Genomic DNA, 26,916 nt, shown 5'->3' on the forward strand with positions numbered 1-26,916 from the left:
TGAAGGAATTCAATTCAGATTAGAATATTTACCTCTTTATAAATTATTTCTAAAAATAATTATTCTAATTTAGTAGAAATTTTTATTTAGATTTGTTATAGTTAATACATAAGCGAAGAACAATTTAGGAGGTACAATGATATGACTAATATTAACGATAAACGCCAACTCTTTACAAAAGCAAATGGTGCACCCGTTGTGAACAACCACGATTCTATGACAGCAGGCAAACGTGGACCTGTCTTATTACAAGATGTTTGGTTAATTGAAAAACTTGCGAACTTCAACCGTGAAGTAATTCCAGAACGCCGTATGCACGCAAAAGGTTCAGGGGCACATGGTACATTTACAGTAACGCATGACATTACAAAATACACGAAAGCAAAAATGTTCTCTCAAGTTGGGAAAAAAACCCCATTATTCATTCGCTTCTCTACAGTTGCTGGTGAACGTGGTGCAGCTGATGCAGAGCGCGATATCCGCGGTTTCGCAATCAAATTCTATACTGAAGAAGGAAACTGGGACTTAGTTGGTAATAACACACCTGTATTCTTCTTCCGCGATCCATTGCACTTCATCGATTTAAACCACGTAGTAAAACGCGATCCTCGTACAAATATGCACAATGCTAATAGCAATTGGGATTTCTGGACACTGCTTCCTGAATCATTACACCAAGTGACAATTACAATGTCCGACCGCGGAATCCCTGCAAGCTACCGCAACATGCATGGATTCGGTTCTCATACTTACAGCTTTATTAATGAAGATAACGAACGAGTTTGGGTTAAATTCCATTTCATAACACAACAAGGGATTAAAAACTTAACAGATCAAGAAGCAGCTGAATTAATCGGTAAAGACCGTGAATCTCATCAACGCGACCTTTACAATGCAATTGAAAATGGTGACTATCCAAAATGGAAAATGTACATCCAAGTAATGACTGAAGAACAAGCAAAAGAAATGCCTTACAATCCATTCGACTTAACAAAAGTATGGTACAAAAAAGATTTCCCTCTCATTCCAGTTGGTGAAATCGAATTAAATCGAAATCCAGATAACTACTTTGCAGATGTAGAACAAGCTGCATTCTCACCATCAAACATCGTACCTGGTATCGGTTATTCACCAGACCGCATGTTACAAGCTCGTATTTTTGCATACGCGGATGCACAACGTTACCGTTTAGGAGTAAACCATTATTTACTTCCTATTAACGCTCCAAAATGTCCATTCCGCACATTCCACCGCGATGGTGCAATGCGCTTTGATGGCAACTTAGGAAGCACGCTGAGCTACGAACCAAACAGCTACGGCGAATGGCAACATCATCCTGAATTGAAAGAGCCACCTTTAGCTCTTGAGGGAGATGCAGATATTTATGATTTCCGCGAAGATGACAATAACTATTTCGAACAACCTGGAAAACTGTTCCGCATCATGACTGCAGAAGAACAACAACGACTCTTTGAAAATACGGCTCGCGCTATGGAAGGAGTAGAAGAACATATTAAACGCCGCCATATTTTACACTGCTACTTAGCAGACCCTGCTTATGGTGAAGGCGTTGCAAAAGCACTTGGTTTATCATTAGATGGAATGGATTTAACAAATCCATATAAAGATTCTGTCAAAAAATAATTAATTATACTGTTCAAATAACCTATTTCAAATCGCTTACAAATGAATCTATCAATCTACTAATCATTGATAAAAAATCCTACCTTACCATCATCGGCAAGGTAGGATTTATTTTTGTCATCACTATCCTGAAATCCTGAAATTGATTTAACACTTTGGGGTAGTTTAGACCTTTCATTTAACATTCATTTATCCAAAAAAAATGTTGGATAGATATATCACGATTGTTACCGTAAAGCAACTTACAATCGTAGAGAATAAAACCGTTTGTGCGGCAGTATTGGATTCCACATCATATTCTAAAGCTAGACTTGAGCTGTTGCGGGATGTAGGAAATGCGCTTGCAATAAATAGAGATTTTGCAACGACCCCATCGATTCCAAGTAGATAAATGATTAGTAGTGCAATTGCTGGGCCTAGTATTAGTCGCGTAAAGCAGCTTGTAATAATCGTTTTGTTAATAATTGTGCGTATTTCAATCTGGGATAATTGAGCCCCTAACGTAATTAAAGCAACTGCAATAAATCCTTCCGCAACATGATCCAATGGAATGCGAAAAGTTTGGGGAATTTCAAAATCTGCGATATTTAAAATAATCCCAATGATTAATGCATGAACAATCGGCATTTTCAAAAAGCCCTTTAAAATTTCCAACCCTGAATTTGTCGCAGAAATTAAATTGTACAAGCCGTAAGTATACGTGGTCATATTTTGGAAAATAACGAGAATTACTTGAATGGCAACCCCAATCGGTTGAGTAGCAAAAACCATTTGTGCAACCGGTATACCATAGTTCCCAGAGTTGATGAGCACAACACTATTTTTGAAGACAGCCGATTCTAAACGATTAAGACCTAATAGTTTGGCTATGTAATGGCTAATCAGCATTTGACTTCCAATAAACAAAACAATAAATATTGCTACTTGTGCAAGTACCAACATGTCAATTGTCGTTTCATATATATTGACAAAGACTGCTGCTGGCATAAAACAGTATGTAACGAGCTGAGACAATGCTTTTAAGTTAAATTGAAATTTCTTCTGTAACAATGCACCTACTACAAGCAATACAAGAATCGGTGCAACAATTTGGAAAAAAATCATTGATAAGTAGTACATTTTGCGACCTCGCTTAGTTTAGATGGGTGGCTTCATTCAATATTACATTATACTAAATGTATCGTATTCTTCGAGTTGCTAGTCTTACTAAGAGATTGATTCTTCACCAATTGGTTTTCAGTGATACATGCAATATGATGGCTATTTCAACATGAATAGCAAACAAAACTAGCTAAAAGGTAAATCTTTTTTGCATTTTTTTTATTTCTAATCTTTGGTATATTCATCTTAAGTGATTTAGGAGGAGAGGCAGCATGCTCAAATTCGACGAACTGCTCTTTCAAAAGACGAAAGGTCAGATAGGTATACCTTTTGAAGAAGCGATTGAACAGCTTAGTAGTTATGAAATTGACGAAAAAATATTTGGCAACGTGATCCCTCTTAAACAGATTCTTTTCAATAAAACAGAAGCAGCAAACATTATATATATCACCATTAAAAACAGCTGGGGAAAAATGGATTTATTTACACAAGAAATGTTTCGGTTATCAAATATAGACTTGCAAAACGTTGAAAAGAAACTCGATGCATTTTTCTCATCTCCAACTAGCAAAAAATTAATATTCGAGCATGCACTCATGAAAAATGTTTTTAACTTTTCACATTTTATTGAATTAGTTTTTGGGAAAAAGTCGAATTATTCAAAATCAATTACTAAATTGAATGAAATTCATTTATATAAAATAGGAAGAAAATATTTCATACATATACTATATAATCAGAAACCTGACTTTTGGCGTTATTTGTATGCCAAAAAAATTTATTCAATTTTCTTACAAACACCATTACATACGATTCAAAATCCCCTTGATTTAATGAATCAATTTAAGCAATTAATTCAATCTTTTCAAACGAAAAATCAAGTGGTCACAACAATGAATAAATTCATTCAAAAGATTGATTATAAAAATCCACGTTCCTATTTGTTAAAAGAGTTTCATTTATTAAATATCTCCCTTCATTTTATGGGAGGAAAACGGCACTATAAAAAAATCAATAAATTGATATCGGATGTAATTAGAACGTGGAAATCTGGAGAATGGGCACTGACCGAGAAAGAACAAACTTTACTATCGTATATTTTAGCAATTGATGGAGCAAAGCATTTTGATACGGAAAAAACCATTGCTCATGGAAAATATTTAATCATGAATGATCGTTTAATTAATCATTCCATCGAATTATTAATAGAATATGGAGAAATATTACCTAACTTAAAACCTGAGCCACAATCGTTAGTAAAACGATACGATAAAAATTACCTAGAACAAGTATTTTTTATTGTCATTGATGCTCTTGTAAAAAACGAACAATATTTCGATGTGCTGCAATTGATGAAAGAATATGAAATCGCTTCATGTACAAGCATGTATGATTTTTTAAATGCAAAAGCCTTCGATAAAGATTTATTGCTTAAAATTGAAGCAACCGTGCAACGGGATATTGCTTATATCGTTGATCATTCGCCTCAGCACGTATTACAATCCATCGAAAAATGGCTAAAACAATATAAAGAGCGTGAAAGTCCTTTCTACCCTATTGCTAAAATGACATCCCAACATGTTTGCAATTTATTGAAAGCTCTTTTCGCCACAGAACAATTTGAACTGTTTGAACAATTAATCAACATCTATATAAAATACTTAATACTACAAGAAGATTTTGAGGATTTGCGAAATTTCGTTTCCAACTTTGTACAAAAATAAATGTCCCAAAAGTAATAACCATTACCTTTGGGACGATTTTTACTGCAACACGCCCATTTGATGGAATGTTTCAATTTCCTCATCCGTATAACCAAGCGATTTTAAAATTTCTACTGTATGTTCACCGATTTTTGCACCAACAAATTTATAGGTTGGTTCGACACCGTCAAATTTTATTGCAGTTCCAATCTGCTTTTGTGTTGTACCGTCATCTTTTGGAACATCGACGATCATATTTCGAGCTTGAATTTGCGGGTGATTGCAAGCCTCTTCAAAGGTTAGAACTGGTTCAACACAACCGTGAAAATCTTCATTGAACACTTCCAACCACTCATCAAAAGTTTTCGTTAAGAAAGCATCTTTTACTGCCTCTTTAAATCTCTTTTGTGTATAAGTAGAGTCATTAAACGTGCTTTGAATTAATTCAGGAATATCTAATGCTTCACACAACAACTTGCGGAAGTGCGGCTCTAAACTACCTACTGAAAAATAACGGCCATCCTTTGTTTCATAATAATCATAAAACGTTCCACCGTTTAATATTTCTTCTTCAGCCTTTGGCAACTCACCGCTTCCTAAAAAGGCTGTTCCATATAATGCATTCATTGTGAAGACGGCATCTGTCATGGATATATCAATATATTTTCCTTCTCCCGTTTTTTCACGATGTAGTGCACATGCAAGCACACCTATCGCTGCATGTAATGTTCCCCCAGCTATATCTGCAATTTGTATCCCCATCGAAACAGGTTTTTTCCCTTTGTGTCGTGAATAATCAAGTATACCTGCAATCGATAAATAATTATTATCATGACCTGGACGATTGCGATATGGTCCTGTTTGGCCATAACCCGTGACAGAACAATAAATCAGCTTTGGATTTACTTGTTTTAATGACTTATAATCTAAGCCTAAACGTTCCATTACACCAGGCCGAAATCCTTCAATGACAATGTCATATTCTTGGATTAATTTTTTTACGATTTCCACTGCTTCTTGTGTTTTTAAATTTAGTTTGAGTGATTTTTTGGAGCGATTTAAATGCTGATGAATGTACGACTCTTTATTATCATCATATGGCGGCATAATGCGCATTAAATCCACTCTACGTGTGGACTCAACGTGAATGACGTCTGCCCCAAAATCTGCAAACATCATCGTCGTAAAAACCCCAGGAAGCATTGATGAAAAATCGAGAATTTTTAAATCTTTTAATATAGTCACTTTTCCCATCCCCTCTATGAACAAGCCAACTATTCATATAATTTTTGAAGAAACAAACTGCTATCATTACGAGCTTTATAACAGTTATATCTCAATAATTATAGTAATATTTTAAAATAATCTGAAAATTTTGTGAACCTCTTATTCAATATATGATAATTCATTCATAGATATTATTAAATCTATGAAAACGGAATGGAAATAGTAAAATCCATTAATAGTAATTATTAGATTCCTCTTGAATGATAGGGAATTTGATTCTATAAAAAAATGTATTTTTATAAAATATTTTCCTAGTATGCTAGTTTGTTCGTCAACATAACCATCTATATTAAGCGAACTCCTATTTATACATAAAAGACCCCGTCATCTCGATGAATGATAGGGTCTTTTTCTCTTATGATATACTATTCACCTTGTTGTGCTAATCGCTCTTTACAGAAATCTAATAGGTACTGCTCTTCGTCTTCCTCTAATGCTAATTCAATATATTTTTCATCTTGCTTATCCATAATAAAATAATTGATAATAAATGGCCCTTCCCCATTATCGCCTACAAGAAGGCGGATTTGTGTTCCTGCACTAGAATATAGTTCGTCTTCCTCATCCACTTCTATGTCCAACAAAAATTCGTAGCGTCTTCCCTCAATTATACCAGTCGGATCAATTAATTCTTCCATTGTAAAATCAATGATATTCATATACATTTTCTCCTTTAAATTAGTCCTAAAAATTCTAATTACAATCATAATCAAAAATGAATAATGGTCAAATATCTTCTCATATTCATAAAACAATTTACAACAAAAAACCGCCTCAATTTGAGACGGTTATATTTTGAGCATAACAGCTTATTTCGTCTTTAACTCTACAACGACAATCTCAGGCAAATTAAAAATTCGATAAGGTACTCCACTATTGCCTAATCCTCTATTCACATTCATCGTCGTCCCATTCTCTTCATAAAATCCCGCAGTGTATACAGGGAAAAACCCTTGTCCAGGCGCTACTAAGCCTCCAACAAAAGGAATTCTAATTTGACCTCCATGGGCATGTCCTGTAAATATCAAGTCTAATTCATTTTTTACATAAATATCAAACTTTTCCGGACGATGGGCAAGTAGCATTGTAAACATATCTTTTGGAACAGTTGATAATGCAGTATTTAACATAGTTTGCGTATCAGTCCCATTGAGAGGATCTTCAATGCCCGCTATAGCAATTCTTTCTCCTCCCCGTTCAACCCATGTCGCAGCGTTCGGTAAAATATGTACTCCTATTTCCTCAAGGGCATTATAAATTTCCGTTACTTGATTAATTGCTACTTCATGATTACCAATTACATAGTACACATCCGCGATTTTTACAAATTCACGGACAGCTAATAAACTCTGTTGTAAATTATAACGATTGCTGTCAATAAGATCTCCCGTAATAAAAATGACATCTGGATTTGTTTCCCGTACTTTTTCAACTAATTTTTCTTGATTTTCACCAAATAAAGCATCATGCAAGTCAGATACTTGAGTAATTCGAAAACCGTTAAATGAATCAGGAATTTCATCAGATTCATATATTTGTTCCGTTATGACAATCCAATGATTATTTACGTACAAAAATAAATATAAACCGACAATTAACAATATCAGTGTTAGTAACTTTTTCAAAACCATTCGCTCAATTCTATTCTTAGTTTTCCAAATGTCCATTCATTATATTATTTCTTTACAATTAGACAATCAAGTACGAACTTACTCTGATTGTTTAGTTGGTAAAGGTTCTTTCTCTCCAAATAATACTGGCTTTAATTCGTCTTCACCTGAACCCTCAGCTAGTGGCACACCAGAGCGATAGGCTGCTCGTATCACAAGATGTGTGGATACCGGTGAAGTGATAAATACAAATAGAATTCCTAACAACAATCGAACACTTATATATCCATCTTGAACCCAAATGTAAAAGAATGAACCCACTAAACACGATAGAACAGCTAGTGTAGCGCTTTTTGCTACAGCGTGAGCACGAGTATATACATCAGGAAAACGAAGCATTCCAAATGCGCTAATCACACTAATGATTGAGCCAATGAAAATAATGATGACACTGAACCACTCAATGATCTGACTTACGCTCAATAATGACACCTCTCTCTATATATTTAGAAAAAGCAATTGTCCCAATAAACGCTAAAATCCCTAATATTAAAATCGCTTCTAAAAAGGCAGTCGTTTTTAATAAGATTGAAAGTATAGCCATTGATGAAATCAAATTAACACCAATTGTATCAAGAGCAATTGCTCGGTCGGGCATTGTTGGGCCTTTAATAATTCGAATTAAATGCAGTGCAATAGCAACCATGAACAAGACTAGAGAAATTAGCAATATCGTATCGATCATTAACGAGACACCTCCAATATCACGGTCTCAAATCTTCCTAATGAGCGAATTAAGTCTTCCTTCTGTCCAATATCCATCGCATGAATATACAATTCATCCCCAGATTCTGATATCTCCATCACTACAGAACCAGGAGTTAATGTTAACAACAACGAAAGAGCCGTTACTTCCCAATCATTTTTCAATATTGTCTTGTACTTAAAAATACCCGGTGTAATTTTTAAATTGGGAGTTAAAATTTGCTTCATTACAACAAAACCTGAAACAATAAGTTCTCTAAAGAATATCACCACAAGTTTCATAATTTTCATAGCTCGAACTAAATAAAATTGTGTGCCAAAAAATCGATGCATTACATAAAGAATTCCTATCCCAACGATAAAACCGGTATTAAAAGTCGAAAGTGTCGGTGTAGGCTCGTCTTTGAACAATAGCCAAAGAAGCGCTATAAACAAATTTAAAATAAATTGGGCAAAAAACACCTTCCCACCCCCTAACTTTCACTTAAAATAGCATCAATATAGATAGATGGATTAACAAGGATATTTGTCGCATCTTGTACATAAACTAATAGCTGTTCTGCACCTAGACCAATTGCAATCATGCAAAGGGCTAATGCAACAAAGGAAGCCATTGAAGAGATCGGTAGCGGTTTTTTATCTTCATTTGTTATAATCGTTTCTCCAAAGAACGAACTTAGGAAGATTTTTAACAATGAAAATAACACGACAAGACTTGATGCAAATCCAAGAAATAATAATACATAGGATCCAGCTTCAATCGCCCCTTTACCAATCAACACTTTTCCTACAAACCCGCTAAGCGGTGGAATTCCTACTAAAGCTAACATCGTTAAAAAATAAATCCAGCCAAATAATGGATAATTTCGAATGAGTCCACTCATATGATCTATTAACTTTTCACCCGTTAAGTAAACCATCATCCCTACCAATAAAAACAATAACGCTTTTGCTACCATGTCATGTATTAAGTAATATACAGAACCTGCAATTGCTGATTCCGTGCCAACTGCTAAACCAATTAAAATGAAACCTACAGCAATTACAATATTGTAGGCTGCAATTGTTAATACATTTCGTGAAGCAAGCGCACCCATACATCCTAAAATAATAGTTGCTCCTGCAAAAATTCCGATAATTGTATGAGTCACTTCTGGTTGATGCGGAAACATTAATGTAAAAGTTCGAATCAATGCATACACGCCAACTTTTGTTAGCAGCGCTGCAAATAATGCTTGTACAGCAGTAGGCGGCACAACATAAGAACCTGGCAACCAGAAAAATAGCACTAAACCAGCCTTTAAACTGAAAACAATAAACAATACAAGCGCCACAGTTGTTAGCATTGGATCTTGGCCGGCTTCAGCAACTCGCTCGGCTATATGCGCCATATTCAGCGTTTTCACTGTACTGTATAAATAAGCGAGAGCAATTAGGAAAATAGAAGATCCAATAACGTTTATTAATACATATTTTAATGACTCTCGAAGTTGTACCTTTTCCCCTCCCAATGCCACCAGCACGTACGACGCCATTAACATGACTTCAAAACAAACGAATAGATTAAAGATATCCCCTGTTAAGAAGGATCCATTTACTCCGCCAACTAACAATAAAACAAACGAATAGATGAACATATTTTCATGCCGTTCGCCTATCGTTGAAAAAGCGTAAAGTAAACAGAACACCGTGACAATGCTTGAGGTTAATACCATTAACACTGAAAAAGTATCGGCGACAAACAAAATTCCAAAAGGTGGTTTCCAGCCACTAAAGTCCAATTTTATAATTCCTTCTCTTTGTACAAGCTCTAACAAAAAGAATGATATGATACTAACTGCAATCATCGTGGTAATCGTGATCATTCTTTGTACTACTATATAATTTCTCAAAAATACCAAAATAACTGCAGTAAATATTGGAATAATCAGTGGCAATACTATGATGTTATTCATCTGACATTCCTCTCAATTCGTTAAAATCATCTGAGCCATTCGTTTTATATGTTCGATAAGCTAAAACAAGTAAAAATGCAGTCGTAGCAAAGCTAATAACAATGGCAGTTAAAATCAACGCTTGAGGCAATGCATCAGTAAATGGACCATCTCCATGTCCAAGCAGTGGCACGTTGCCTGTTTTTAATCCCCCTGACGTCATAATGAGCAAATTAACTGCATGGGATAGCACCGCAGTGCCGATAATGATACGAATCATATTTCGAGAGAGGATTAAATAGGTTGCCACAGAAACGAGAATTCCAATAAGTATAATCATTACTTGCTCCATTCACTACTCATCCTCACTTATACTTAAAATCATCGTAACTAGCGTACCAATTACGGTTAATGCAACCCCCGCCTCAAACAACGTTACGGTTGTTAAGTGTTTATCACCTATAAACGGAAATTGAAAATGCCCGTCTGTTTGAGATAAAAAAGGTACGTCTAAATAAATTGCTCCAAGACCTGTTCCCGTTGCAATCAACACACCAAGAGCAGCTACTTTCTTAAAATCAAAGGGCATTTTTTTTTGGATAGTGTCGATATCATACGTTACATAGAGCAAAATGATCCCGGAAGCGAGAACAAGCCCCCCTATAAACCCTCCTCCCGGTGCATTATGACCCGAGAAAAAAAGATATACACCAAGAGTCAGGATGATGAAAATTACTACTTTTACAACCGTCCGCAATATCACATCATTAATTCTCATTCGTTCCCCCTCCTTTTGCTTTTAGCTTGATGAGGGTATATACGCCTAAACCTGCGATAAATAATACAACCACTTCGAGCATCGTATCGAATGCACGGAAGTCTCCTAAAATTGTGTTTACAATATTTTTCCCACCAGCTAACTCATACGAATCGTTAAAGAAATAAGAAATGGTGATAAATTTTTCATAATTGAGAGCAGCAAAACCTACTAAAGTTACCGTTGCCCCTACAGCTAACGATATGAAAATATTTCTCATTTTTATCCATTTCGGTTGAATCTCATTTCTTATTTCTGGCAAATGTCTAAAACAAATTAAATAGAGTACGGTTGAAACGGATTCAACGACAAGCTGTGTTAAGGCTAAATCAGGAGCTCGGAAAACAATAAAGAAAAAGGCAACTGAATATCCTAATACACTACTAAGAAATACGGTTGTTATACGAGATTTCGCAAACAATATACCAACGGACGAAGCAATCATAATCAACACTAAAATGATTTCAAATACTTCTAATGACTCCCTATCGACAGGGCTCCAAGAAAATATATCAGCTTGGAGGAAATATCCACCGACAATCATTAAAAACGCTAGAAAAATGTAGACAAAATAATCTGTCAAATTACCTGTCATATATCGACGTGTAACGCGATTCGAAAAAGATTCACTAAATGAAATGCCATTATTAAATAGTGAATTTAATGATAAATTTTGAGGAAGTGCTCGATAAATTGGCTTCCAACGTTTCAATAATCTGTAAAGTAAAGTTCCGACAACGATTACAAAAATCGTCATCCATAGTTCAGGACTAAATATTCCATGCCAAGCATGTATATGCGGAGTTAATTCTTGTGTTGGAAATGTAGGATAAATACTTGCCATCGCAGGTCTTAAAATATAATGGCCTAGTAGATTTGGGAAAAAGAAAATTCCAACCACAAAAACGATGAGCGTATAAGGAGAAATTAACATTCCAATCGGTGCTTCATGAGGATGTTTTGCTAATAGATGCAGCTGAACTTTACCAAAGAATGTTTTACCCACAATGATTAAACAGTAAACAAAAGTAAATACGCTCGCAATCCATGCAACAATTGGAATTAGAAATCCTATACTATCTAAAGAAAAAATATTTAATTCTTGTATATGAAGGGTTGCAGCAAAGAACATTTCCTTACTTAAAAATCCGTTAAACGGAGGAAGCCCTGCCATTGAAAAACTACCGATCAGTGCAATTGTGAAGGTTAATGGCATAAACGACATAAGTCCACCGAGCCTCCGAATGTCGCGCGTCCCTAATTCGTGGTCGATGATTCCGACCATCATAAACAGTGCACCTTTAAAAGTGGAATGATTTATTAAATGGAAAATGGCTGCAAATGCCGCTTGCGTATAAATAATCGTTTCCGAAGAATAACCTAAGTAGATTGCCACAGAACCCATACCTAATAAACTCATGATAAGCCCGAGCTGACTGACTGTCGAAAAGGCGAGCAACGATTTTAAGTCCACCTGCTTTACAGCATTGAAGGAACCCCAAAACAACGTAAACAACCCAACGCCCGTTACTAACCAGAACCATAACGGCTCTCCACCAAAAACAGGTGTGAGTCTTGCCACTAAATAAATTCCTGCTTTTACCATTGTCGCAGAATGCAAATACGCACTTACTGGTGTCGGAGCTTCCATCGCATCCGGCAACCAAATATAAAATGGAAATTGTGCAGACTTTGTAAATGCACCTAATAAAATCAATACAAGTGCTGGTACAAACAATGCGTGTTCTTGTATCGCTTCCACATTTCCAATAATCTCACGGATGCTTAATGTTTTTGACATCTCATAGAGCATCAAAAAACCTGCTAGCATAGAAATACCGCCGGCAACCGTAATGATCATTGATTTTCTTGCCCCAGCTCGTGAAGCTTTTCGGTGATGCCAATATGCAATTAGTAAAAACGATGAAACACTTGTTAGCTCCCAAAATCCATATAAAACCATTAAATTATCAGAAAGAACAACCCCTAACATTGCCCCCACAAACAGCAACAGGTAACAATAAAAATGGTATAGCTGTTCGCTTCTGGATAAATAAAAAATCGAGTACAAAATAACTAAACTTCCTACTCCGGTAATGAGTAAACTAAAAATTAAGCTGAGTCCATCTAAATAAGTTGTGAAATGAATACCTAACGAGGGGATCCACTCATGAGTGAAAGCAACAACTTCACCGTCAGATATACGAGGGATGTATGTAGTTAAAAAAAGGAATAATATAAAGGAGACACTCAATACGAGCCAGCCTATATATTTTTTGCTAATAAACCTGTATAATACAGGAGTCAATGCAGCAAAAATAAACGGAGTAAGGATGATGGCAACATCAACTGTCACAAGTTCTCTCCTCCCATTACTATATTTACTTGACGAAAACAAATCTACGTAGCATAATAATGTGTCAATAACAATATATACTATTGAATTAAAATGCTAATAACTTAGAAAAATTTAATCCTAGCTACAATTTTAAGTATATAATAAAGCAATTTGTATTTCATTGATTTTGACTGAAAAATATAGAAGTTTGTTATGATATTAATTTAAGAGGTGCTAATATAAAATGATGAATGGTGTCAAAAAGCAAGCGGATGAAAGTATTTTAGTTTGCGTTTATTATGGATTAAACGGTGAGCGACTCATTCGTAGAGGTCATAAGCTTGCTAGTTTGCTTAATTGTCCATTATATATATTAACGGTTGATTCAAAACCTCTAGACAATTTTGATGCTGAAAAATCTGGTTATATTGAACGTTGGACCGAGTTAGCAAATGAACTAGGGGTTGAAGAATTTATCATTCGGGACAACGAAAAAAGACCGATTCAAAAAGTAATAGCTGAAGTAGCTAGAGAATATAATATTTCCCAAATTATTGTTGGTCAAAGCGCTCAAAGTCGATGGGAAGAGATCACAAAAGGTTCCTTTCTCAATGTATTATTAAAAGAAATTCCTTTTGCAGACTTCCATATCGTTGCAGTAAGCCGACCTACTGAAGATGAGGGCATCGACATGTATGAAAAAGGTGTCCGCGCTTTCATCGTGTCGGAGGGTGAACAATATAAAATTGTATTTACTTGCCCAAAATCCCGCTTTATAGAAGGAATCTTCTTTAAAGAAATTGGCACAGACTTTGATAATGGGATTTTCCGTTTTTCTTACAACAATAAAATGCATGAGTTGAAAATTGAAGAAGACTTCGTATTAAATCCTGAAAAAATTCCAGATGAATATAAACATTACTTAGTGTAAATTTCTCCATTAAAACAGAAGCGTAATAGCGCTTCTGTTATTTTTTGTGCGCCCGGCATGTACATGAACTATAGGGTGTAAGTCCCGAACCCCGAAGACAGAAGTAGAGGTTAGCCAAGAGCAAGGGTGTCCGTGGTGACGCGGAATCTGAAGGAAGCTGGAGGCAAAACACCGGTCCGAGGAACACGAACCTCATATAAGGCTAGGTATGATTGAGTGAGTTTGCAAAACAAAACAAAGCTCTTTCTGTCGAAGGTCATATCGAGTAAATGAGGCGGATAGATGGTGTGAAAGTGCATGTACTTACCCGGGGAGGTCTGGCGGATATGTGAAGTACGCTTCATAACCTACTTAGTGATAAGTAGCTGAACCGTCAGAAGTCAGCAGAGGTCATAGTATTAGTTGGTTTAGAACTACTAAGAAGGACCGAACAATTAAGAGAGAATAGCCCTTGGCATTCAGTGAGTCATGATGAACACAGAAAACGTAGTACCTCACTTGAGGAAGGAAGCGGTGAATCCCGTGGGGGACCTCTTGGAGGGTGGAGTGACCACTGGCATAAAGAGAGCAGCTATTCACGGAAGTTATGAAAACTTGCGTCAATTATCTTAATTGAACCGCCGTATACGGAACCGTACGTACGGTGGTGTGAGAGGACGGGAGCTAATCACTCCCTCCTACTCGATTGCATAATCTTGCTTATTCAGCTCATTCTAAATTGAGAAATGAAAGGAGTGGATTCACAATGGAAAATTTTTGGGAAGTTAATTTTTGGCAAATTGTTATCCGAAGTATTGTTGCCTTTAATGTCATCTTAGTGTTAGCAAGAATTATTGGAAAAAAACAATTAAGTCAACTAACTTTCTTCCATTACATCACTGGTATTACTATCGGATCAATTGCTGGTGAAATTACAACGCAAATTGACACTCCTTTTTTTGACGGTATCGTTGCCCTATTATGCTGGACTGTTCTTACTCTCACTGTGAGTTTTATTGCAATGAAGTCAACCAAAATACGTGTTCTTGTTGATGACCGTCCAACGATTTTAATTCAAAATGGCGTCATCAATCAACATGGTTTAAAAAAAGCAAGACTTCACATCGATGAATTAGCAATGTTATTGCGTGAGGAAGGCGTTTTTTCTTTTGATGAAGTTCATTACGCAGTGTTTGAAACCAATGGAGAATTAAGCGTATTAAAAAAACCTGCTAGAAGTCCCGCTACGAAACAAGACGTCAAAGCGGATTGCTCAATTCCCCCTTACTTCCCAACCGAAGTCATTTCCGATGGGAAGATTGTGAAGAAAAATCTCATCGAATTAAACTTAACAGAAGAATGGCTGTTAAATAAGCTGAAAAAGAAGAACATCAAAAATATAAAAGATGTTTTTTTCGCACAAGTTTTAGAAAACGGCTCTTTATATGTTTCACTTTATAATGATAAGAAAGGTTTGTCCAAAAAAGCTAATTAAGGACAAACCTTTTATTCATATTGTCTAGATTGGAGATATGTATAATTATGGCACTTTCATCAAATCAAGGGGGGTAATGATACCTATTAACTTCTGATGTGGTTTACCATGTTCCGTAATGAGCAAAGCATCATAACGTTTACCCCTCTCAACCCCTTCTTTAAAAAACTCTTTAGCATGATACACAGTCAAATACCGACTAATAAACTTATAGTTTACTCGCTTTTTTTCGTAATGCAATATATCTTTCATAGTTGGCATTTCGTAAACTAAGATTTTATGATTTGCTACATCCGCTAACCAGTTGGTAATACCTACTGTTGTAACGAGACCTTGGAATTCTTTTCCTTCATATATCGGGAATTGAGTATATTTCCGTTGTTGAACGATGTCGAGTGCATCTTTTAATGAATCTGTCGTCTGAAAAGTAACTACTTTTTTTCGAAAAACTTGTCCTACTAAACTTGGTCGATCTAATAGTTGTTCTATATACTCGATGCGTTCAACAACTTGTATATGAGGCTCAGCAATGACAAACTCTTCAGATACTCGATGATGCACAATCACATTTCGTAAATCTGCAAAAGTACGTAAATCATCTTCATATTTTTTTACTAACGGACTTTTCTTTTTTGCCAATTCAATTAGGCGATAAAAGGGCAAGTGCTCTCTTGCCTTTACGATTTTTCGCAAAGTGAATGTAATTCGATTAAACGCCAACAGAAATCGCTCGGAATTTTTCAATTTTGATACACCACTTCCCTAATAGATTACTAGTTTCTATTATATTCTAAAATTTTAATTAATTAGAAATCTGTTATTATACTAGCACCCTTATTTTCCGAAAATATCAAAATTTGCTATACTTTTAATTATGATAAAGCAAGCTTTCAACAATCATTAAAGAATGCTTCATAAATGAAATTTGTATCGATTATGAAGGAATTCTAGACGACAAAAAAATTGTTAAGTAGGTTAAGACATCATGAAAATGAATTTTATTTACCCTTTACTTATCATTATTGGAGCTAGTAGTTACGGAATACTTTCAACCATTATTAAAGTAGCAATGGGTTATGGATTTACACCCGATGAAGCTGTCACAAGCCAATATCTGATTGGATTTTGTTTAGCGTTGTTATTATTTGTCTTTACTAAAAGAAAAGTTCCTAAGCTTAAAAAAGAGGAATTCATTACCTTAATATTTGCTGGAATTTTTACAGGTACAACCGGCATTGTTTACGGTAAGTCTTTAAATTACTTACCGGCATCTCTCGCCGTTGTATTGCTCTTCCAATTCACATGGATTGGCATCCTGATAGACTGTATCTTGCGAAAAAGATGGCCGAACCGCCCGGAAATCATTTCCCTAGTCATTCTTTTTATCGGAACGCTGCTTGCCGCTGGAGTGTTTGATGCCGATTTATCAAACATTCACTGGCTAGGTTGGTTTTTTGGTTTTTGTTCAGCTATTAGCTTTGCGATTTTCTTACAAATCAATTCAAAAACAATACAAGGTATTACAACAACCGAAAGAACACTATTTACATCCTTTTTCGCCCTTATCTTGATTAGCATCTTCTTGTCACCAGAAATAGTATGGAACGGTATATTAATAAGAGAGGGGCTTTGGAAATTTGGCTTAGTACTCGGTTTCTTTGGAACGATTTTGCCAATTTTCCTACTTGCAACTGCGGTGCCAAAAATAGGAGGAGGTCTTGCTTCCATCTTAAGCGCCATGGAATTACCAGTTGCTGTCATCGCTTCTGTCATTGTATTGCACGAACCTATTACTCGGTTACAAATTATCGGCATTATTCTTATTTTAACGGGAATCGCGCTGCCAACCGTCATCTCTCAAAGGCAGTCAATGAAATATATTGAAGAGAAGTCAGAAGCCAGTTAATTATTTAGAAGCCAATACCTCTCTTCAAATTACCTTTTTAGCAATAATACTGGGGGCGATTATTGTGATGTTCCATGAGTATAAAAGCCGCATCCATGAATACGAAGGCACTCAATTTCCTTCAAATAGTTATCGAAAAATCGTGCTTCAACCTGCCTATGAAGAAGCAAAAAAACATTTCCTAAAATCAATGGTGCAAATACATATTGCCCATTTAAAAATGCTGGAAGAACAACAACTTGTATCAAAAGATGATGTAAAAAAAATCGGTTTTGCCATTAGTCAACTCGACTTGGAATATTATGAAAAGCAAGATTACAAACCTCAATTTGAAGATTTGTTTTTCCGAATTGAAAATAAACTGATGGAGATTGCTGGAGATGTAGCGGGAAATTTGCATATTGGAAGAAGTCGAAACGATATGGGGATTGCCATTTATCGTATGACAATACGAGAAAAACTTCTTGCCCTTATGGAAGAATTAGTAACTTTGCGAACTTCACTCATCGCCTTTGCATTAGAACACGTAGATACCATCATGATCGGCTATACTCATACACAACAAGCCCAACCAACAACTTTCGCTCACTACTTAAAGGCTGTTATTGACCAACTTACAAGAGATTTTAAACGCATGCAACATGCTTATGCAACGGTAAATCGAAGCAGCATGGGAGCCGCCGCATTAACGACAACAGGTTTCAACATTAATCGCCAACGAATGCAAGAACTGCTCGCTTTTGATGATTTAGTGGAAAATGCATGGGATGCTGTGGCCGGAGCTGATTATATTGCTGAAACAGCTAGTGTTGTGCAACTTGCCGCATTAAATCTTGGACGTACCGCACAAGACTTCTTACAATGGGCAACACAAGAATTTAATGCAATCAGTCTTGCCAGTCCATATGTTCAAGTCAGCTCCATTATGCCACAAAAGCGAAATCCCGTTTCAATAGAACACACCCGTTCACTACTCTCATCGGTTGTAGGGGATGCTTCCACAGTCTTACAAATGATTCATAACACTCCATTCGGGGATATTGTTGATACGGAAGATGATATGCAGCCTTACATTTGGCGTGCAATGGAGAAGCTGCGTGGAATCTATAAACTATTTGGCAGTTTAGTAGTGACAATGGATGTCAACAAAGAAAAATTATTAGAGCGAGCTGAAAGAAGTTTTGCCAACGTTACCCAACTAGCTGATACCCTCGTCATTACTGAAAACATTTCCTTCCGACAATCACATGCAATCGTTTCAAACTGTGTTCGTGCTTTGCTAAAAAATAATAAAGATTCCATTGAAGATTTAACATGGGAGCTAGTCAACGAAAAATGCATTGAACTGACTGATAAGCCATTAAACATTTCTAAAGAAGAATTCTATCAATCTTTAAAACCTACACATTTCGTCAATATTCGAAAATTACCAGGTGGCCCTGCTCCCATGACAATGAGAAAATCGCTCTTAAAAGCAAAAAGGGAAACCCCTTTACTGAATAGATGGATTCAGATTAAAAAGGATGCAATTTTACAAAGTGAAAAACGTTTACAACAATATTTAGATGAATGGAGCAAACAGGAAACATGAATCAGTATATTTTAGCCATTGATGGTGGAGCGACAAAAACCACTTTGTCATTGAGAGATGCTAGTGGAAAGGTATATTTCGAAAAAACATCAACAAGTACAAATTACCAAGCCATTGGCGCAGAAAAGGTAGAAAAAGTATTAACTAATCTATTAAATGAGGCTTATAAAGCTACAGGCATACTGGACATTGCAGTTGCTACCTTTGCCATTGCAGGTGTTGATACACAAAACGGGCTTGCAATAGTTCAACAAATTATCCATCGAAGTTGTGGAAACTCACCCTTCTCTATTCGTCGTACAATTGTTGAAAATGATGTACAGTCCACATTAATAGGATTAACTGGCGGAAAAGCAGGTGCCCTCCTCATTTCAGGTACTGGTTCTGCTGCTTATGCTACAGATGGTCAAGGAAGGATTGAACGCTCTGGTGGATGGGGACATCGGGTTGGAGATGAAGGAAGCGGTTATTGGATTGGAAGAGAGATTTTAAATACGATTTTTCGCTCTGAAGATGGCCGTCTTGAGAAACCTACCGTCCTCACTGACCTAGTTTACGACATGTTACAAATAGACAATATTGAACAACTTAATGATTGGATCTATCAACCAGATTATACAAATGCTCAAGTCGCTAACATTTCGAAAATCCTAACGAAAGCTATTTCCCTTGGAGACGAGCAAGCCATTCAAATCGCTTGCAACGCGGCGAAAGAATTATCGATCATGACAAACGCGGTATTACGGAAAATTGAACCGATTGGTGAAGATTTTATCGTTTACTTAAACGGTGGCATATTGAAACATAATCCGATCATCTTAAATGTCTTTAAAGATTATGTGAAAAAAATATATCCATATATTTCTTTCCATTTATGCACTCAAAATCCGATAGACTATATTGCCAACAGGGCACTTAGTTCATTAAAATAATAGTGGTTTTTCAATTTCGATCAAGTCGGTCGGTACGTTATGACTGGGGCTAACTGGAAGCCCCTTTTTTGTTTCGGTAAATCATCAAGAATTTCGTATCTCCATTTTTTTCAACCCTTCGTCCGTTGCGAATATTAAATAACCATCTTCAACCAATAAGTCACTAACCTTTTCCCGATAGATAATGGATTCATCTGAACCATCAGTGCGTATTCTTGCAAGGTATGCACCCTTTGAATAGTTGCTGAAAAAAATCCATTCACCTAACCCCACGATATATTGTGCTCTACTCTTTGTTAATCGTTTATTTTCCCCGGTCGATAAATTTAATCGATATAAACGATGATCATCCGCAATATTGCTGTAGTAAATATAACCATCCTTTTCATAAGCATGGTCAATTTTCGACATCACAGTGTATTTTTTACTTATCGCCTTAGGATAATCCGCTTCATTCCAACGATGATCAAGTTTCATTGTCGCATCATCAAGGAGAAAATATTGATATCTCACTGCATTACCACGATCAGGTACTGGATCATTCCATGTAGTATCAAGATGATACCATTCCCCATCTACTTTCACTAAGTTCCATGCATGAGGACCTGTATGCACTTCTCCAACTACATATAACGTTTCAATCCCTAAATCTCTTAGCATTTTTAATGCAAGAAGCGCGTATCCTTGGCAAACTCCTTTATTTTCTTTTAACACTGCACATGCACTATGAGGACTTAACGATGTGTCCGTACTATAAACTGTATTTTTTACTATATAATCATTAACAAATTTGACCTTTTCAAAGTCCGACATGGAGTTTACATCGACGCTTGCTAAAATGGCTGCTATTCGTTCATCCACATATTGCTCATGCACAGCATTTGTTAAATATTGTTGCTGCACTTTAATTTTCGCTTTATATTTTCCATATTCATATTCAATTTTTCGATCACTCAAATGCCCTAAAATATAATGATCTCGATTAGAAGCTTCTTCTACTGCTTGTTGAATGATATGTTCAATATCGCTTGTGCTTCCAACATAATGTATTTCAAAGTTTGTTTCCCAATGACTAAAATGATAAAAAAATGCATCTGCTAACTCTTCAACAGATTGCACTTTTTCCGGTAAGTGAACGGTAGCTTGTAAAGCGGATATGGTTGAAGCTGTTTCGTAAATTGTTTCCTTCGCCGTTTTTCCTATCTCTGAAATATTTATGTTCTCCATGGTTGTTATAGCAGAATTGATATCAAGCCAGTTAACTATTTCATCCCAAATTTGTTTGGACAAATCATATGCTGGTTTAATCATGACAAGGAGAATAACAAGAATTATCAATCGCTTTAACAATTACCTTCACCACCTAACACAATAAATTTCTAAGTTCCTTCTCTTTCCTACAAGTATTGCCATTTATAAAAAAAGAAGTACTACCAAAAATGAAAAAGTTGGTAGCCCCTTTGGTAGTACTATAAAAATGTACGATTTTTCGAACAAAAAGTTTCATTCCTGATTTTTTTTATGATACTTTGTGAAGTTTGCAATAATTTGCTGTATGATTTTTTGAGAATTAGTGATCTCATCATAGTGAATAATCGAATTCTTCCTTATTTTAACTCGTCCAATAGGAATTTCGTAAATTGGGATTTTTCTTTTGATTGCTTCCACCAGCATATTAATATCATAATCATAAGAATCCCCGTGTACCTTCAATAACCACGATAATTCTTTTGTCGGAATGGAACGCAATCCTGTTTGAGTATCTAATATTCGCCGATGGAATAATAATTTAAACAATAGTGAGGCTGCTCGGTGACCAATCGCGTTGGATAAAGGCAAGTCTTTTGAACGAAAGTTACGAACACCTAATATAATACCATTAGAAAATACTCTTAAATTTTGTAATATGAGCTTTACATCATCTAATGTATGTTGGCCATGAGCACCTACCGTTAATACGAAATTTGTCTTAGGAAAATATTTTAACACGTAACCAAACCCGGTTTTTAATGCTCTCCCTTTCCCTTTATTATCCTCATGCTTTAATACAATACAATGATCAATCATCGATAGTTCTTGAAAAATATATTGATATTTTGGATCGCTGCCGTCATTCACAATGATCACTTTGTAAATATTTAATTCTAATAAAGCCTTTGTATAGTTAATAAGTGTTGGTAGTGGGTTTAGTGCTGGTATAATAACAATTGGTCGTTCCACAGCTTATTCTCCTTAAAAAGTTTATTAGAACCTATTAATCTATAGTATACTACTTTTATTTATATTTAAGAGATTGATATTAAAATGGCTGTAACATTTCTTAAAATGATAAATATGGTGGCTGTCCAGAAAGTCGAACACTTTCTGAACAGCCTTACTTCTTACTAGTAATATTCTCTTAAAAACTGTGCTCCTCTGGTGGTCACATCAAACGCGCCTCCTCGTCGCAATTTATCTGCGGCTAAGCATGTGCGACAGCCGCAATTTATCTGCGGCGAAAGCATGTGCGACAGCCGCAATTTATCTGCGGCGAAAGCATGTGCGACAGCCGCAAAGGGGGCGTCTCAAAATGACTTTTCAGACGCCCCCTTTTTCTATGAATCCTTTTGCATTGTATTGCATCAGTATATGAAAACTAATTTCGTACTGCTTGTTCTATTTCTTCTTTGAATGCTTTAATTGCTTTTTCAATATTGGCCGTATAACCGAGCTCTTGAAGTACTTCACCGATTGCTTGGATTGCCTTTTCTAACATTTCAGGAGTTGTATTCCCCATATGACCGATGCGGAATGCCTTCCCTGCTAAATGAGCTAATGCACCAGCAACGATAACTCCACGAGAAGCTAAACCACTACGAAACGCGACATCATCTACTCCCTCAGGATATAAAATGCAACTCAATGTCGGAGCAGCAACTTCTTCATTTGCTAACGGTCTCATGCCGTAGGAACGCATCGCCGCTCGAACCCCTCGTCCATAGGCAATATGGCGTTTTTCTCTCTTTTTCATCCCCTCATTTAAAACGATTTTTAACGACTCATTATAGGCATAAATCAAGTTAACAGGAGGAGTCGCAAAATATTTTGAAGGGTCTCTCATTATTGGTAACCAATTTTTTATGTCGCAATAGTAAGCTTGAACTTGTCCTAAATGCTCCCGAGCCGCTAGAGCGGTTTTATTAAACGCAACAATAGCAAGCCCTGGTGGCATACCAATAGCTTTTTGTGAACCAGTAAGGACGACATCCAGTTTATAGTCTGGATGGCCATAAGTTTTACTCATATTTTCATCGATTGCAGCACTAGCCACAACACCATCAACAATGACAAGGGCACCTGTTTTTTTGATAATTGGCACCAATGTCTCTAAATCTGAAACAACACCTGTAGATGTATCTGCATGTGTAATCGTCACGGCTTTATATTGTTTACGTTTCAACGTTTCTTCCACTATTGATGGATCAATTTGTTTTCCCCATTCTGATTGTAAAACATCTACATGTATATCGTATGCCTGCGCTAATGGAATAAAACGGTCGCCAAAATATCCGTGACTTAAAACAAGTAGATTTTCCCCTTTTCCAACCGTGTTGACGATAGCCATTTCCATTGCTAAAGTTCCAGTACCAGCAATGACAAATACTTCTCCATCCGTTTGAAACAGCTCTTTTGTTTGCTGTAACGCATTTTTATAAACTTCTACAAAGCGTGGGTCTGTATGCCCCCTTGTTTCTAACGCTAAAGCATCGTAAATTTCATCCACTACCGGAGTTGGTCCAGGAATCAATAGTAGATCTCTATTTCTCATTTTCTTTCCCCCTTTAAAAACTTATTAAACAAACGAATTCTTTGAACAATAACTTTTTTCTTCTCGTTTATCAATATTAAAAAAAGACCTTACTCGCTCTGTTCTCGAGACAAGTAAGGCATAACCATCCCCAATTTAACTTAATATTTAATCCCTTAACATAAACCCCTTTAGCAATTAAACGATCAATATAGGAGGCAACCTATATTAATTTAACGATCCCCTTTGTAAGTAAGCGATTTAATAGGTTCAAATAACTCGTTCATTATGTTAAAAATTTAACAAACTTAAAACACAAGTAAGCTGCATCAAAACGGCCGAAAGTGTACAATTTTTCAACAACTTTGTTCAAAGTTTATAAGGCTCAGACTAAAAACTTTCAACTTCATTCGTCATTTCGCCAATAACCTTTACTGTTTGTACTGTTGCCTGTTCTATAAAAATATCCCCCGTCTTAGACTAAGAAATTCTATTATACGAATTGTTCAGCTTCTGTTGAACCTGCCATTGCAGTTGTAGAAGAAGTACCTCCAGAAATAACCATTGATACTTCATCGAAGTAACCTGTACCAACTTCACGTTGGTGTCTTGTAGCTGTATAACCTTTTTTCTCTAGATCGAACTCAGCTTGTTGTAGTTTAGAATAAGCTGCCATACCGTTGTCTTTGTAATCAACAGCCAATTCAAACATTGATTTGTTAAGTGAGTGGAATCCTGCTAATGTTACGAATTGGAATTTATAACCCATTTTTGCAATTTCACGTTGGAATTCCGCAATCTCTTTTTCTGTGAGATTTGCTTTCCAGTTGAAAGATGGTGAACAGTTGTATGCTAACATTTTGCCAGGGAATTTTTCATGAATTGCTTCCGCAAATTCTCTAGCTTCTTCTAATGAAGGTTTTGATGTTTCGCACCAAATTAAATCAGCATATGGCGCATAAGCTAAACCGCGAGCAATTGCTTGTTTAATTCCTGCTCTTGTTTTAAAGAAACCTTCAGGAGTACGTTCACCTGTAATAAATTCTTTATCTCGTGGGTCAATATCGCTCGTTACCATATCTGCTGCATCAGCGTCAGTTCTAGCAATTAAGATTGTGTCTACACCCATAACATCCGCAGCTAAACGAGCAGCAATTAAGTTACGAATCGCATTTTGTGTTGGAAGTAATACTTTACCACCTAAGTGACCGCATTTTTTCTCAGAAGCAAGTTGGTCTTCTAAGTGAACTCCAGCAGCACCCGCTTCGATCATGGCTTTTACTAATTCAAACACGTTAAGTGGTCCACCGAATCCTGCTTCAGCATCTGCTACGATTGGTGCAAACCAATCAAAACCATCATCGCGACCTTCAGCATGTTCTATTTGATCAGCACGTTGTAAGGCTTGATTAATACGTTTTACGACAGCTGGAACTGAGTTAGCTGGATATAATGATTGGTCTGGATACATATGTCCTGCTAAGTTAGCATCAGCCGCTACTTGCCATCCTGATAGATAAATAGCTTTTAAACCTGCTTTTACTTGTTGTACTGCCTGATTACCTGTTAATGCACCTAACGCATTAATAAAATCTTCTTCATGTAAAGATTTCCAAAGTCGAGCAGCACCACGTTTTGCCAATGTATGCTCTACGACTACAGACCCCTGTAATTTCACTACTTCTTCAGCAGTATATGGTCGTTCAATTCCTTTCCAACGTGGATTTTCAGCCCAATCTTTTTTTAATGCCTCAACTCTTTCATTTCTTTCCTGTTGCGTCAACATTTCATTCACACCTTCCCCTTTATTTCAATACACTCTGTTAGAAAAGTAATTTACATTCTGTTTCATAACAGGTATATTAATGTTAAACCTAATATATAACAGATAATAAAAAAATGTATTATTTTGTGACGAAATACTAAAAATTCGGGATAAAACAATTATTTCCAAAGATAATTTAGCATGATTCTGAATTTTTAATAAGGGGGAAGTAGTGTAGAGATGTTATGTGTGGATATTTCAAATGAGGGATTAGAACAATTAAAAATTATATTAGAAGATTGGATTCCTAAAAATGCATCCATTGCTGTAGCTTCCGAAGATTCTTATATTTATTATTCACCAAGTATCGAACATTTACATCTTACTACCGAGGACAAAATCCACCCAGAAAGCGTTGCATCTCATGTATTACAAACTCGAATGAAAACTGGAATTGTATTGGATTCAACAATATTTGGAAAACCCTATTTCGTAATAGGCTACCCTATTTACTTAAGTCAAAAAAATGCCGCACTTATTATTATTTTCCCATCTTCCTATACTCCAGAAAAAAAGGAAGCCTATAAATTTTTAACTGGTAAGCAGGAAGATTTGTGGACACCCGTACCTGTAGAGGAAATTTCTCATATCGAAAGCTTGCAAAAACGAACTTGGTTTTATGCAAATGATGAACATTTTAAAACAAATTATACGTTAAAAGAGCTTCAAACAAAGTTACCGGAATTTTTTGTTCGAGTACATCGTTCATATATATTAAACATTTATTTTATTAAAAATATCACGAAGGATATTACGACAAACTTTATCATTCAATTAAAAAATGGCACCGAATTACCTGTTAGTCAATCGTATATTAATGACTTAAGAAGATTACTTGAATTTTAATGATTTAAATGTTTGTTAATTATGTTCCAAAGTAATCCCGAAATATGTGAGATAAATAAAAAAATGCGCACCCTTCTGGTACACACGACGAATAGCCCTTCAATCCCAAGTTTTTTCGGATTGAGGGCTATTTTGCCATTGCACATGATTCACAAATTGTTTTCGACCATGGCAAATAGCGATCTAATATTTCTGGCTGTTGATGGATTGGGAGGTTCGGGAGTTCTGTCAATACTTTGACCAAGTATTGATAGCAATCAATTCCATTAGCTTTTGCCGTTTCAGCCAAGCTTAAACAGATGGCATTTGTATCGGCTCCCGATTCACTCACGGAAAACAGCCAGTTTTTTCGTTGATATGCGTCGTTTGAATTCGGGCTTACTTTTTGTGTAGGCTATGTTAAAACTCATTGTTAATATTCGATT

General features: G+C 36.0%; 25 protein-coding genes and 1 pseudogene. 9 read left to right on the forward strand and 17 right to left on the reverse strand.

Annotated features, from left to right (window positions below; genetic code table 11):
* Positions 1-141 precede the first annotated feature (141 nt).
* Complete coding sequence (locus NST98_RS11980) at positions 142-1,644, forward strand: catalase (RefSeq protein WP_016837596.1); 1,503 nt, start codon at positions 142-144, stop codon at positions 1,642-1,644.
* Positions 1,645-1,833: 189 nt separating this feature from the next.
* Here the strand turns inward: NST98_RS11980 and NST98_RS11985 are convergent, their stop codons facing one another.
* Positions 1,834-2,763 carry an AEC family transporter gene (locus NST98_RS11985; RefSeq protein WP_340715211.1) on the reverse strand — a complete coding sequence of 310 codons (930 nt, stop codon included), beginning with the start codon at positions 2,761-2,763 and terminating at the stop codon, positions 1,834-1,836.
* Between the two features lie 254 nt (positions 2,764-3,017).
* On the opposite strand from NST98_RS11985, the gene NST98_RS11990 reads away from it, so the two are divergent.
* Positions 3,018-4,469, forward strand: a complete 1,452-nt coding sequence (locus NST98_RS11990; RefSeq protein ID WP_340715212.1) for a hypothetical protein — start codon at positions 3,018-3,020, stop codon at positions 4,467-4,469.
* Positions 4,470-4,508: 39 nt separating this feature from the next.
* On the opposite strand, the gene NST98_RS11995 is transcribed toward NST98_RS11990, so the two are convergent.
* The 10 genes from NST98_RS11995 to NST98_RS12040 form a co-directional block, all read right to left on the reverse strand.
* Complete coding sequence (locus NST98_RS11995; protein ID WP_340715213.1) at positions 4,509-5,693, reverse strand: CaiB/BaiF CoA transferase family protein; 1,185 nt, start codon at positions 5,691-5,693, stop codon at positions 4,509-4,511.
* Between the two features lie 407 nt (positions 5,694-6,100).
* Positions 6,101-6,394: a DUF6509 family protein gene (locus NST98_RS12000; RefSeq protein WP_016837592.1), complete on the reverse strand. Its 294-nt coding sequence runs from the start codon at positions 6,392-6,394 to the stop codon at positions 6,101-6,103.
* 150 nt (positions 6,395-6,544) lie between these two features.
* The gene (locus tag NST98_RS12005) at positions 6,545-7,402 is read right to left on the reverse strand and encodes a metallophosphoesterase (RefSeq protein WP_016837591.1); all 858 of its coding nucleotides are present in this window, start codon (positions 7,400-7,402) and stop codon (positions 6,545-6,547) included.
* Between the two features lie 42 nt (positions 7,403-7,444).
* Positions 7,445-7,828 (reverse strand): Na+/H+ antiporter subunit G, encoded by a 384-nt coding sequence (locus NST98_RS12010; RefSeq protein ID WP_096549900.1) that lies wholly within the window; start codon positions 7,826-7,828, stop codon positions 7,445-7,447.
* Positions 7,806-8,090 carry a Na(+)/H(+) antiporter subunit F1 gene (locus NST98_RS12015; RefSeq protein WP_096549901.1) on the reverse strand — a complete coding sequence of 95 codons (285 nt, stop codon included), beginning with the start codon at positions 8,088-8,090 and terminating at the stop codon, positions 7,806-7,808. The genes NST98_RS12010 and NST98_RS12015 overlap by 23 nt, the downstream gene beginning before the upstream one ends.
* Positions 8,090-8,572, reverse strand: a complete 483-nt coding sequence (locus tag NST98_RS12020; RefSeq protein WP_096549902.1) for a Na+/H+ antiporter subunit E — start codon at positions 8,570-8,572, stop codon at positions 8,090-8,092. Before NST98_RS12020 ends, NST98_RS12015 begins: the two co-directional genes overlap by 1 nt.
* Before the next feature lie 11 nt (positions 8,573-8,583).
* Entirely contained in the window at positions 8,584-10,065 is a 1,482-nt protein-coding gene (locus tag NST98_RS12025; protein WP_340715214.1) for a Na+/H+ antiporter subunit D, read from the reverse strand.
* Positions 10,058-10,396 carry a Na(+)/H(+) antiporter subunit C gene (locus NST98_RS12030; protein ID WP_016837586.1) on the reverse strand — a complete coding sequence of 113 codons (339 nt, stop codon included), beginning with the start codon at positions 10,394-10,396 and terminating at the stop codon, positions 10,058-10,060. The genes NST98_RS12025 and NST98_RS12030 overlap by 8 nt, the downstream gene beginning before the upstream one ends.
* 3 nt (positions 10,397-10,399) lie before the next feature.
* Complete coding sequence (locus NST98_RS12035; protein WP_016837585.1) at positions 10,400-10,822, reverse strand: Na(+)/H(+) antiporter subunit B; 423 nt, start codon at positions 10,820-10,822, stop codon at positions 10,400-10,402.
* On the reverse strand, positions 10,812-13,217 hold the full coding sequence (locus NST98_RS12040; protein WP_340715215.1) for a Na+/H+ antiporter subunit A: 2,406 nt from the start codon (positions 13,215-13,217) through the stop codon (positions 10,812-10,814). The genes NST98_RS12035 and NST98_RS12040 overlap by 11 nt, the downstream gene beginning before the upstream one ends.
* A gap of 229 nt (positions 13,218-13,446) precedes the next feature.
* Between NST98_RS12040 and NST98_RS12045 the strand changes: the two genes are divergently transcribed.
* From NST98_RS12045 to NST98_RS12055, 3 genes are all read left to right on the forward strand, one after another.
* Positions 13,447-14,130 (forward strand): histidine kinase, encoded by a 684-nt coding sequence (locus NST98_RS12045; protein ID WP_026019010.1) that lies wholly within the window; start codon positions 13,447-13,449, stop codon positions 14,128-14,130.
* A gap of 468 nt (positions 14,131-14,598) precedes the next feature.
* The gene (locus NST98_RS12050; protein WP_340715216.1) at positions 14,599-14,742 is read left to right on the forward strand and encodes a hypothetical protein; all 144 of its coding nucleotides are present in this window, start codon (positions 14,599-14,601) and stop codon (positions 14,740-14,742) included.
* 133 nt (positions 14,743-14,875) lie between these two features.
* A complete protein-coding gene (locus tag NST98_RS12055; RefSeq protein WP_340715217.1) occupies positions 14,876-15,604 on the forward strand; it encodes a DUF421 domain-containing protein in 729 nt (242 codons plus the stop codon).
* 45 nt (positions 15,605-15,649) lie between these two features.
* Here the strand turns inward: NST98_RS12055 and NST98_RS12060 are convergent, their stop codons facing one another.
* A complete protein-coding gene (locus NST98_RS12060; RefSeq protein ID WP_340715218.1) occupies positions 15,650-16,324 on the reverse strand; it encodes a CBS domain-containing protein in 675 nt (224 codons plus the stop codon).
* Positions 16,325-16,589: 265 nt separating this feature from the next.
* Between NST98_RS12060 and NST98_RS12065 the strand changes: the two genes are divergently transcribed.
* The 3 genes from NST98_RS12065 to NST98_RS12075 all read left to right on the forward strand — a co-directional run bounded on the left by NST98_RS12065 (position 16,590) and on the right by NST98_RS12075 (position 20,033).
* Positions 16,590-17,510 carry an EamA family transporter gene (locus NST98_RS12065; protein WP_340715219.1) on the forward strand — a complete coding sequence of 307 codons (921 nt, stop codon included), beginning with the start codon at positions 16,590-16,592 and terminating at the stop codon, positions 17,508-17,510.
* A gap of 67 nt (positions 17,511-17,577) precedes the next feature.
* A complete protein-coding gene (gene argH, locus NST98_RS12070; RefSeq protein ID WP_026019009.1) occupies positions 17,578-19,101 on the forward strand; it encodes an argininosuccinate lyase in 1,524 nt (507 codons plus the stop codon).
* Positions 19,080-20,033 carry a BadF/BadG/BcrA/BcrD ATPase family protein gene (locus tag NST98_RS12075; RefSeq protein ID WP_083839505.1) on the forward strand — a complete coding sequence of 318 codons (954 nt, stop codon included), beginning with the start codon at positions 19,080-19,082 and terminating at the stop codon, positions 20,031-20,033. Before argH ends, NST98_RS12075 begins: the two co-directional genes overlap by 22 nt.
* A gap of 84 nt (positions 20,034-20,117) precedes the next feature.
* Here NST98_RS12075 and NST98_RS12080 read toward each other — a convergent pair whose 3' ends face one another.
* The 4 genes from NST98_RS12080 to aceA form a co-directional block, all read right to left on the reverse strand.
* Entirely contained in the window at positions 20,118-21,383 is a 1,266-nt protein-coding gene (locus NST98_RS12080) for a transglutaminase domain-containing protein (RefSeq protein ID WP_340715220.1), read from the reverse strand.
* Positions 21,384-21,536: 153 nt separating this feature from the next.
* On the reverse strand, positions 21,537-22,253 hold the full coding sequence (locus tag NST98_RS12085; RefSeq protein WP_016837575.1) for a glycosyltransferase family 2 protein: 717 nt from the start codon (positions 22,251-22,253) through the stop codon (positions 21,537-21,539).
* A gap of 415 nt (positions 22,254-22,668) precedes the next feature.
* Positions 22,669-23,841, reverse strand: a complete 1,173-nt coding sequence (locus tag NST98_RS12090; protein WP_340704770.1) for a pyridoxal-phosphate-dependent aminotransferase family protein — start codon at positions 23,839-23,841, stop codon at positions 22,669-22,671.
* 472 nt (positions 23,842-24,313) lie between these two features.
* Positions 24,314-25,606, reverse strand: a complete 1,293-nt coding sequence (gene aceA, locus NST98_RS12095; protein ID WP_340704769.1) for an isocitrate lyase — start codon at positions 25,604-25,606, stop codon at positions 24,314-24,316.
* A 219-nt stretch (positions 25,607-25,825) separates the two neighbouring features.
* On the opposite strand from aceA, the gene NST98_RS12100 reads away from it, so the two are divergent.
* Entirely contained in the window at positions 25,826-26,491 is a 666-nt protein-coding gene (locus tag NST98_RS12100) for a LytR/AlgR family response regulator transcription factor (protein ID WP_340715221.1), read from the forward strand.
* A gap of 127 nt (positions 26,492-26,618) precedes the next feature.
* On the opposite strand, the pseudogene NST98_RS12105 reads toward NST98_RS12100, so the two are convergent.
* Positions 26,619-26,843 (reverse strand): annotated as a pseudogene (locus NST98_RS12105) (transposase domain-containing protein); the annotation flags it as partial.
* Between the last annotated feature and the right edge of the window lie 73 nt (positions 26,844-26,916).

It is taken from the genome of Ureibacillus sp. FSL W8-0352, from assembly GCF_038004345.1.
Taxonomy (GTDB): domain Bacteria; phylum Bacillota; class Bacilli; order Bacillales_A; family Planococcaceae; genus Ureibacillus; species Ureibacillus thermosphaericus.

What these genes read in the sequence shown, in the direction of transcription:
- NST98_RS12100 (WP_340715221.1), top strand. Translation starts at nt 25,826, where the DNA reads ATGTTATGTGTGGATATTTCAAATGAGGGATTAGAACAATTAAAAATT.
- NST98_RS12000 (WP_016837592.1), bottom strand. Translation starts at nt 6,394, where the DNA reads ATGAATATCATTGATTTTACAATGGAAGAATTAATTGATCCGACTGGT.
- NST98_RS11985 (WP_340715211.1), bottom strand. Translation starts at nt 2,763, where the DNA reads ATGTACTACTTATCAATGATTTTTTTCCAAATTGTTGCACCGATTCTT.
- aceA (WP_340704769.1), bottom strand. Translation starts at nt 25,606, where the DNA reads ATGTTGACGCAACAGGAAAGAAATGAAAGAGTTGAGGCATTAAAAAAA.
- NST98_RS11980 (WP_016837596.1), top strand. Translation starts at nt 142, where the DNA reads ATGACTAATATTAACGATAAACGCCAACTCTTTACAAAAGCAAATGGT.
- NST98_RS12075 (WP_083839505.1), top strand. Translation starts at nt 19,080, where the DNA reads ATGGAGCAAACAGGAAACATGAATCAGTATATTTTAGCCATTGATGGT.
- NST98_RS12065 (WP_340715219.1), top strand. Translation starts at nt 16,590, where the DNA reads ATGAAAATGAATTTTATTTACCCTTTACTTATCATTATTGGAGCTAGT.
- NST98_RS12045 (WP_026019010.1), top strand. Translation starts at nt 13,447, where the DNA reads ATGAATGGTGTCAAAAAGCAAGCGGATGAAAGTATTTTAGTTTGCGTT.
- NST98_RS12025 (WP_340715214.1), bottom strand. Translation starts at nt 10,065, where the DNA reads ATGAATAACATCATAGTATTGCCACTGATTATTCCAATATTTACTGCA.
- NST98_RS12055 (WP_340715217.1), top strand. Translation starts at nt 14,876, where the DNA reads ATGGAAAATTTTTGGGAAGTTAATTTTTGGCAAATTGTTATCCGAAGT.
- NST98_RS12030 (WP_016837586.1), bottom strand. Translation starts at nt 10,396, where the DNA reads ATGGAGCAAGTAATGATTATACTTATTGGAATTCTCGTTTCTGTGGCA.
- NST98_RS12005 (WP_016837591.1), bottom strand. Translation starts at nt 7,402, where the DNA reads ATGGACATTTGGAAAACTAAGAATAGAATTGAGCGAATGGTTTTGAAA.
- NST98_RS12035 (WP_016837585.1), bottom strand. Translation starts at nt 10,822, where the DNA reads ATGAGAATTAATGATGTGATATTGCGGACGGTTGTAAAAGTAGTAATT.
- NST98_RS12050 (WP_340715216.1), top strand. Translation starts at nt 14,599, where the DNA reads ATGATGAACACAGAAAACGTAGTACCTCACTTGAGGAAGGAAGCGGTG.
- NST98_RS12090 (WP_340704770.1), bottom strand. Translation starts at nt 23,841, where the DNA reads ATGAGAAATAGAGATCTACTATTGATTCCTGGACCAACTCCGGTAGTG.
- argH (WP_026019009.1), top strand. Translation starts at nt 17,578, where the DNA reads ATGTTCCATGAGTATAAAAGCCGCATCCATGAATACGAAGGCACTCAA.
- NST98_RS12015 (WP_096549901.1), bottom strand. Translation starts at nt 8,090, where the DNA reads ATGATCGATACGATATTGCTAATTTCTCTAGTCTTGTTCATGGTTGCT.
- NST98_RS11990 (WP_340715212.1), top strand. Translation starts at nt 3,018, where the DNA reads ATGCTCAAATTCGACGAACTGCTCTTTCAAAAGACGAAAGGTCAGATA.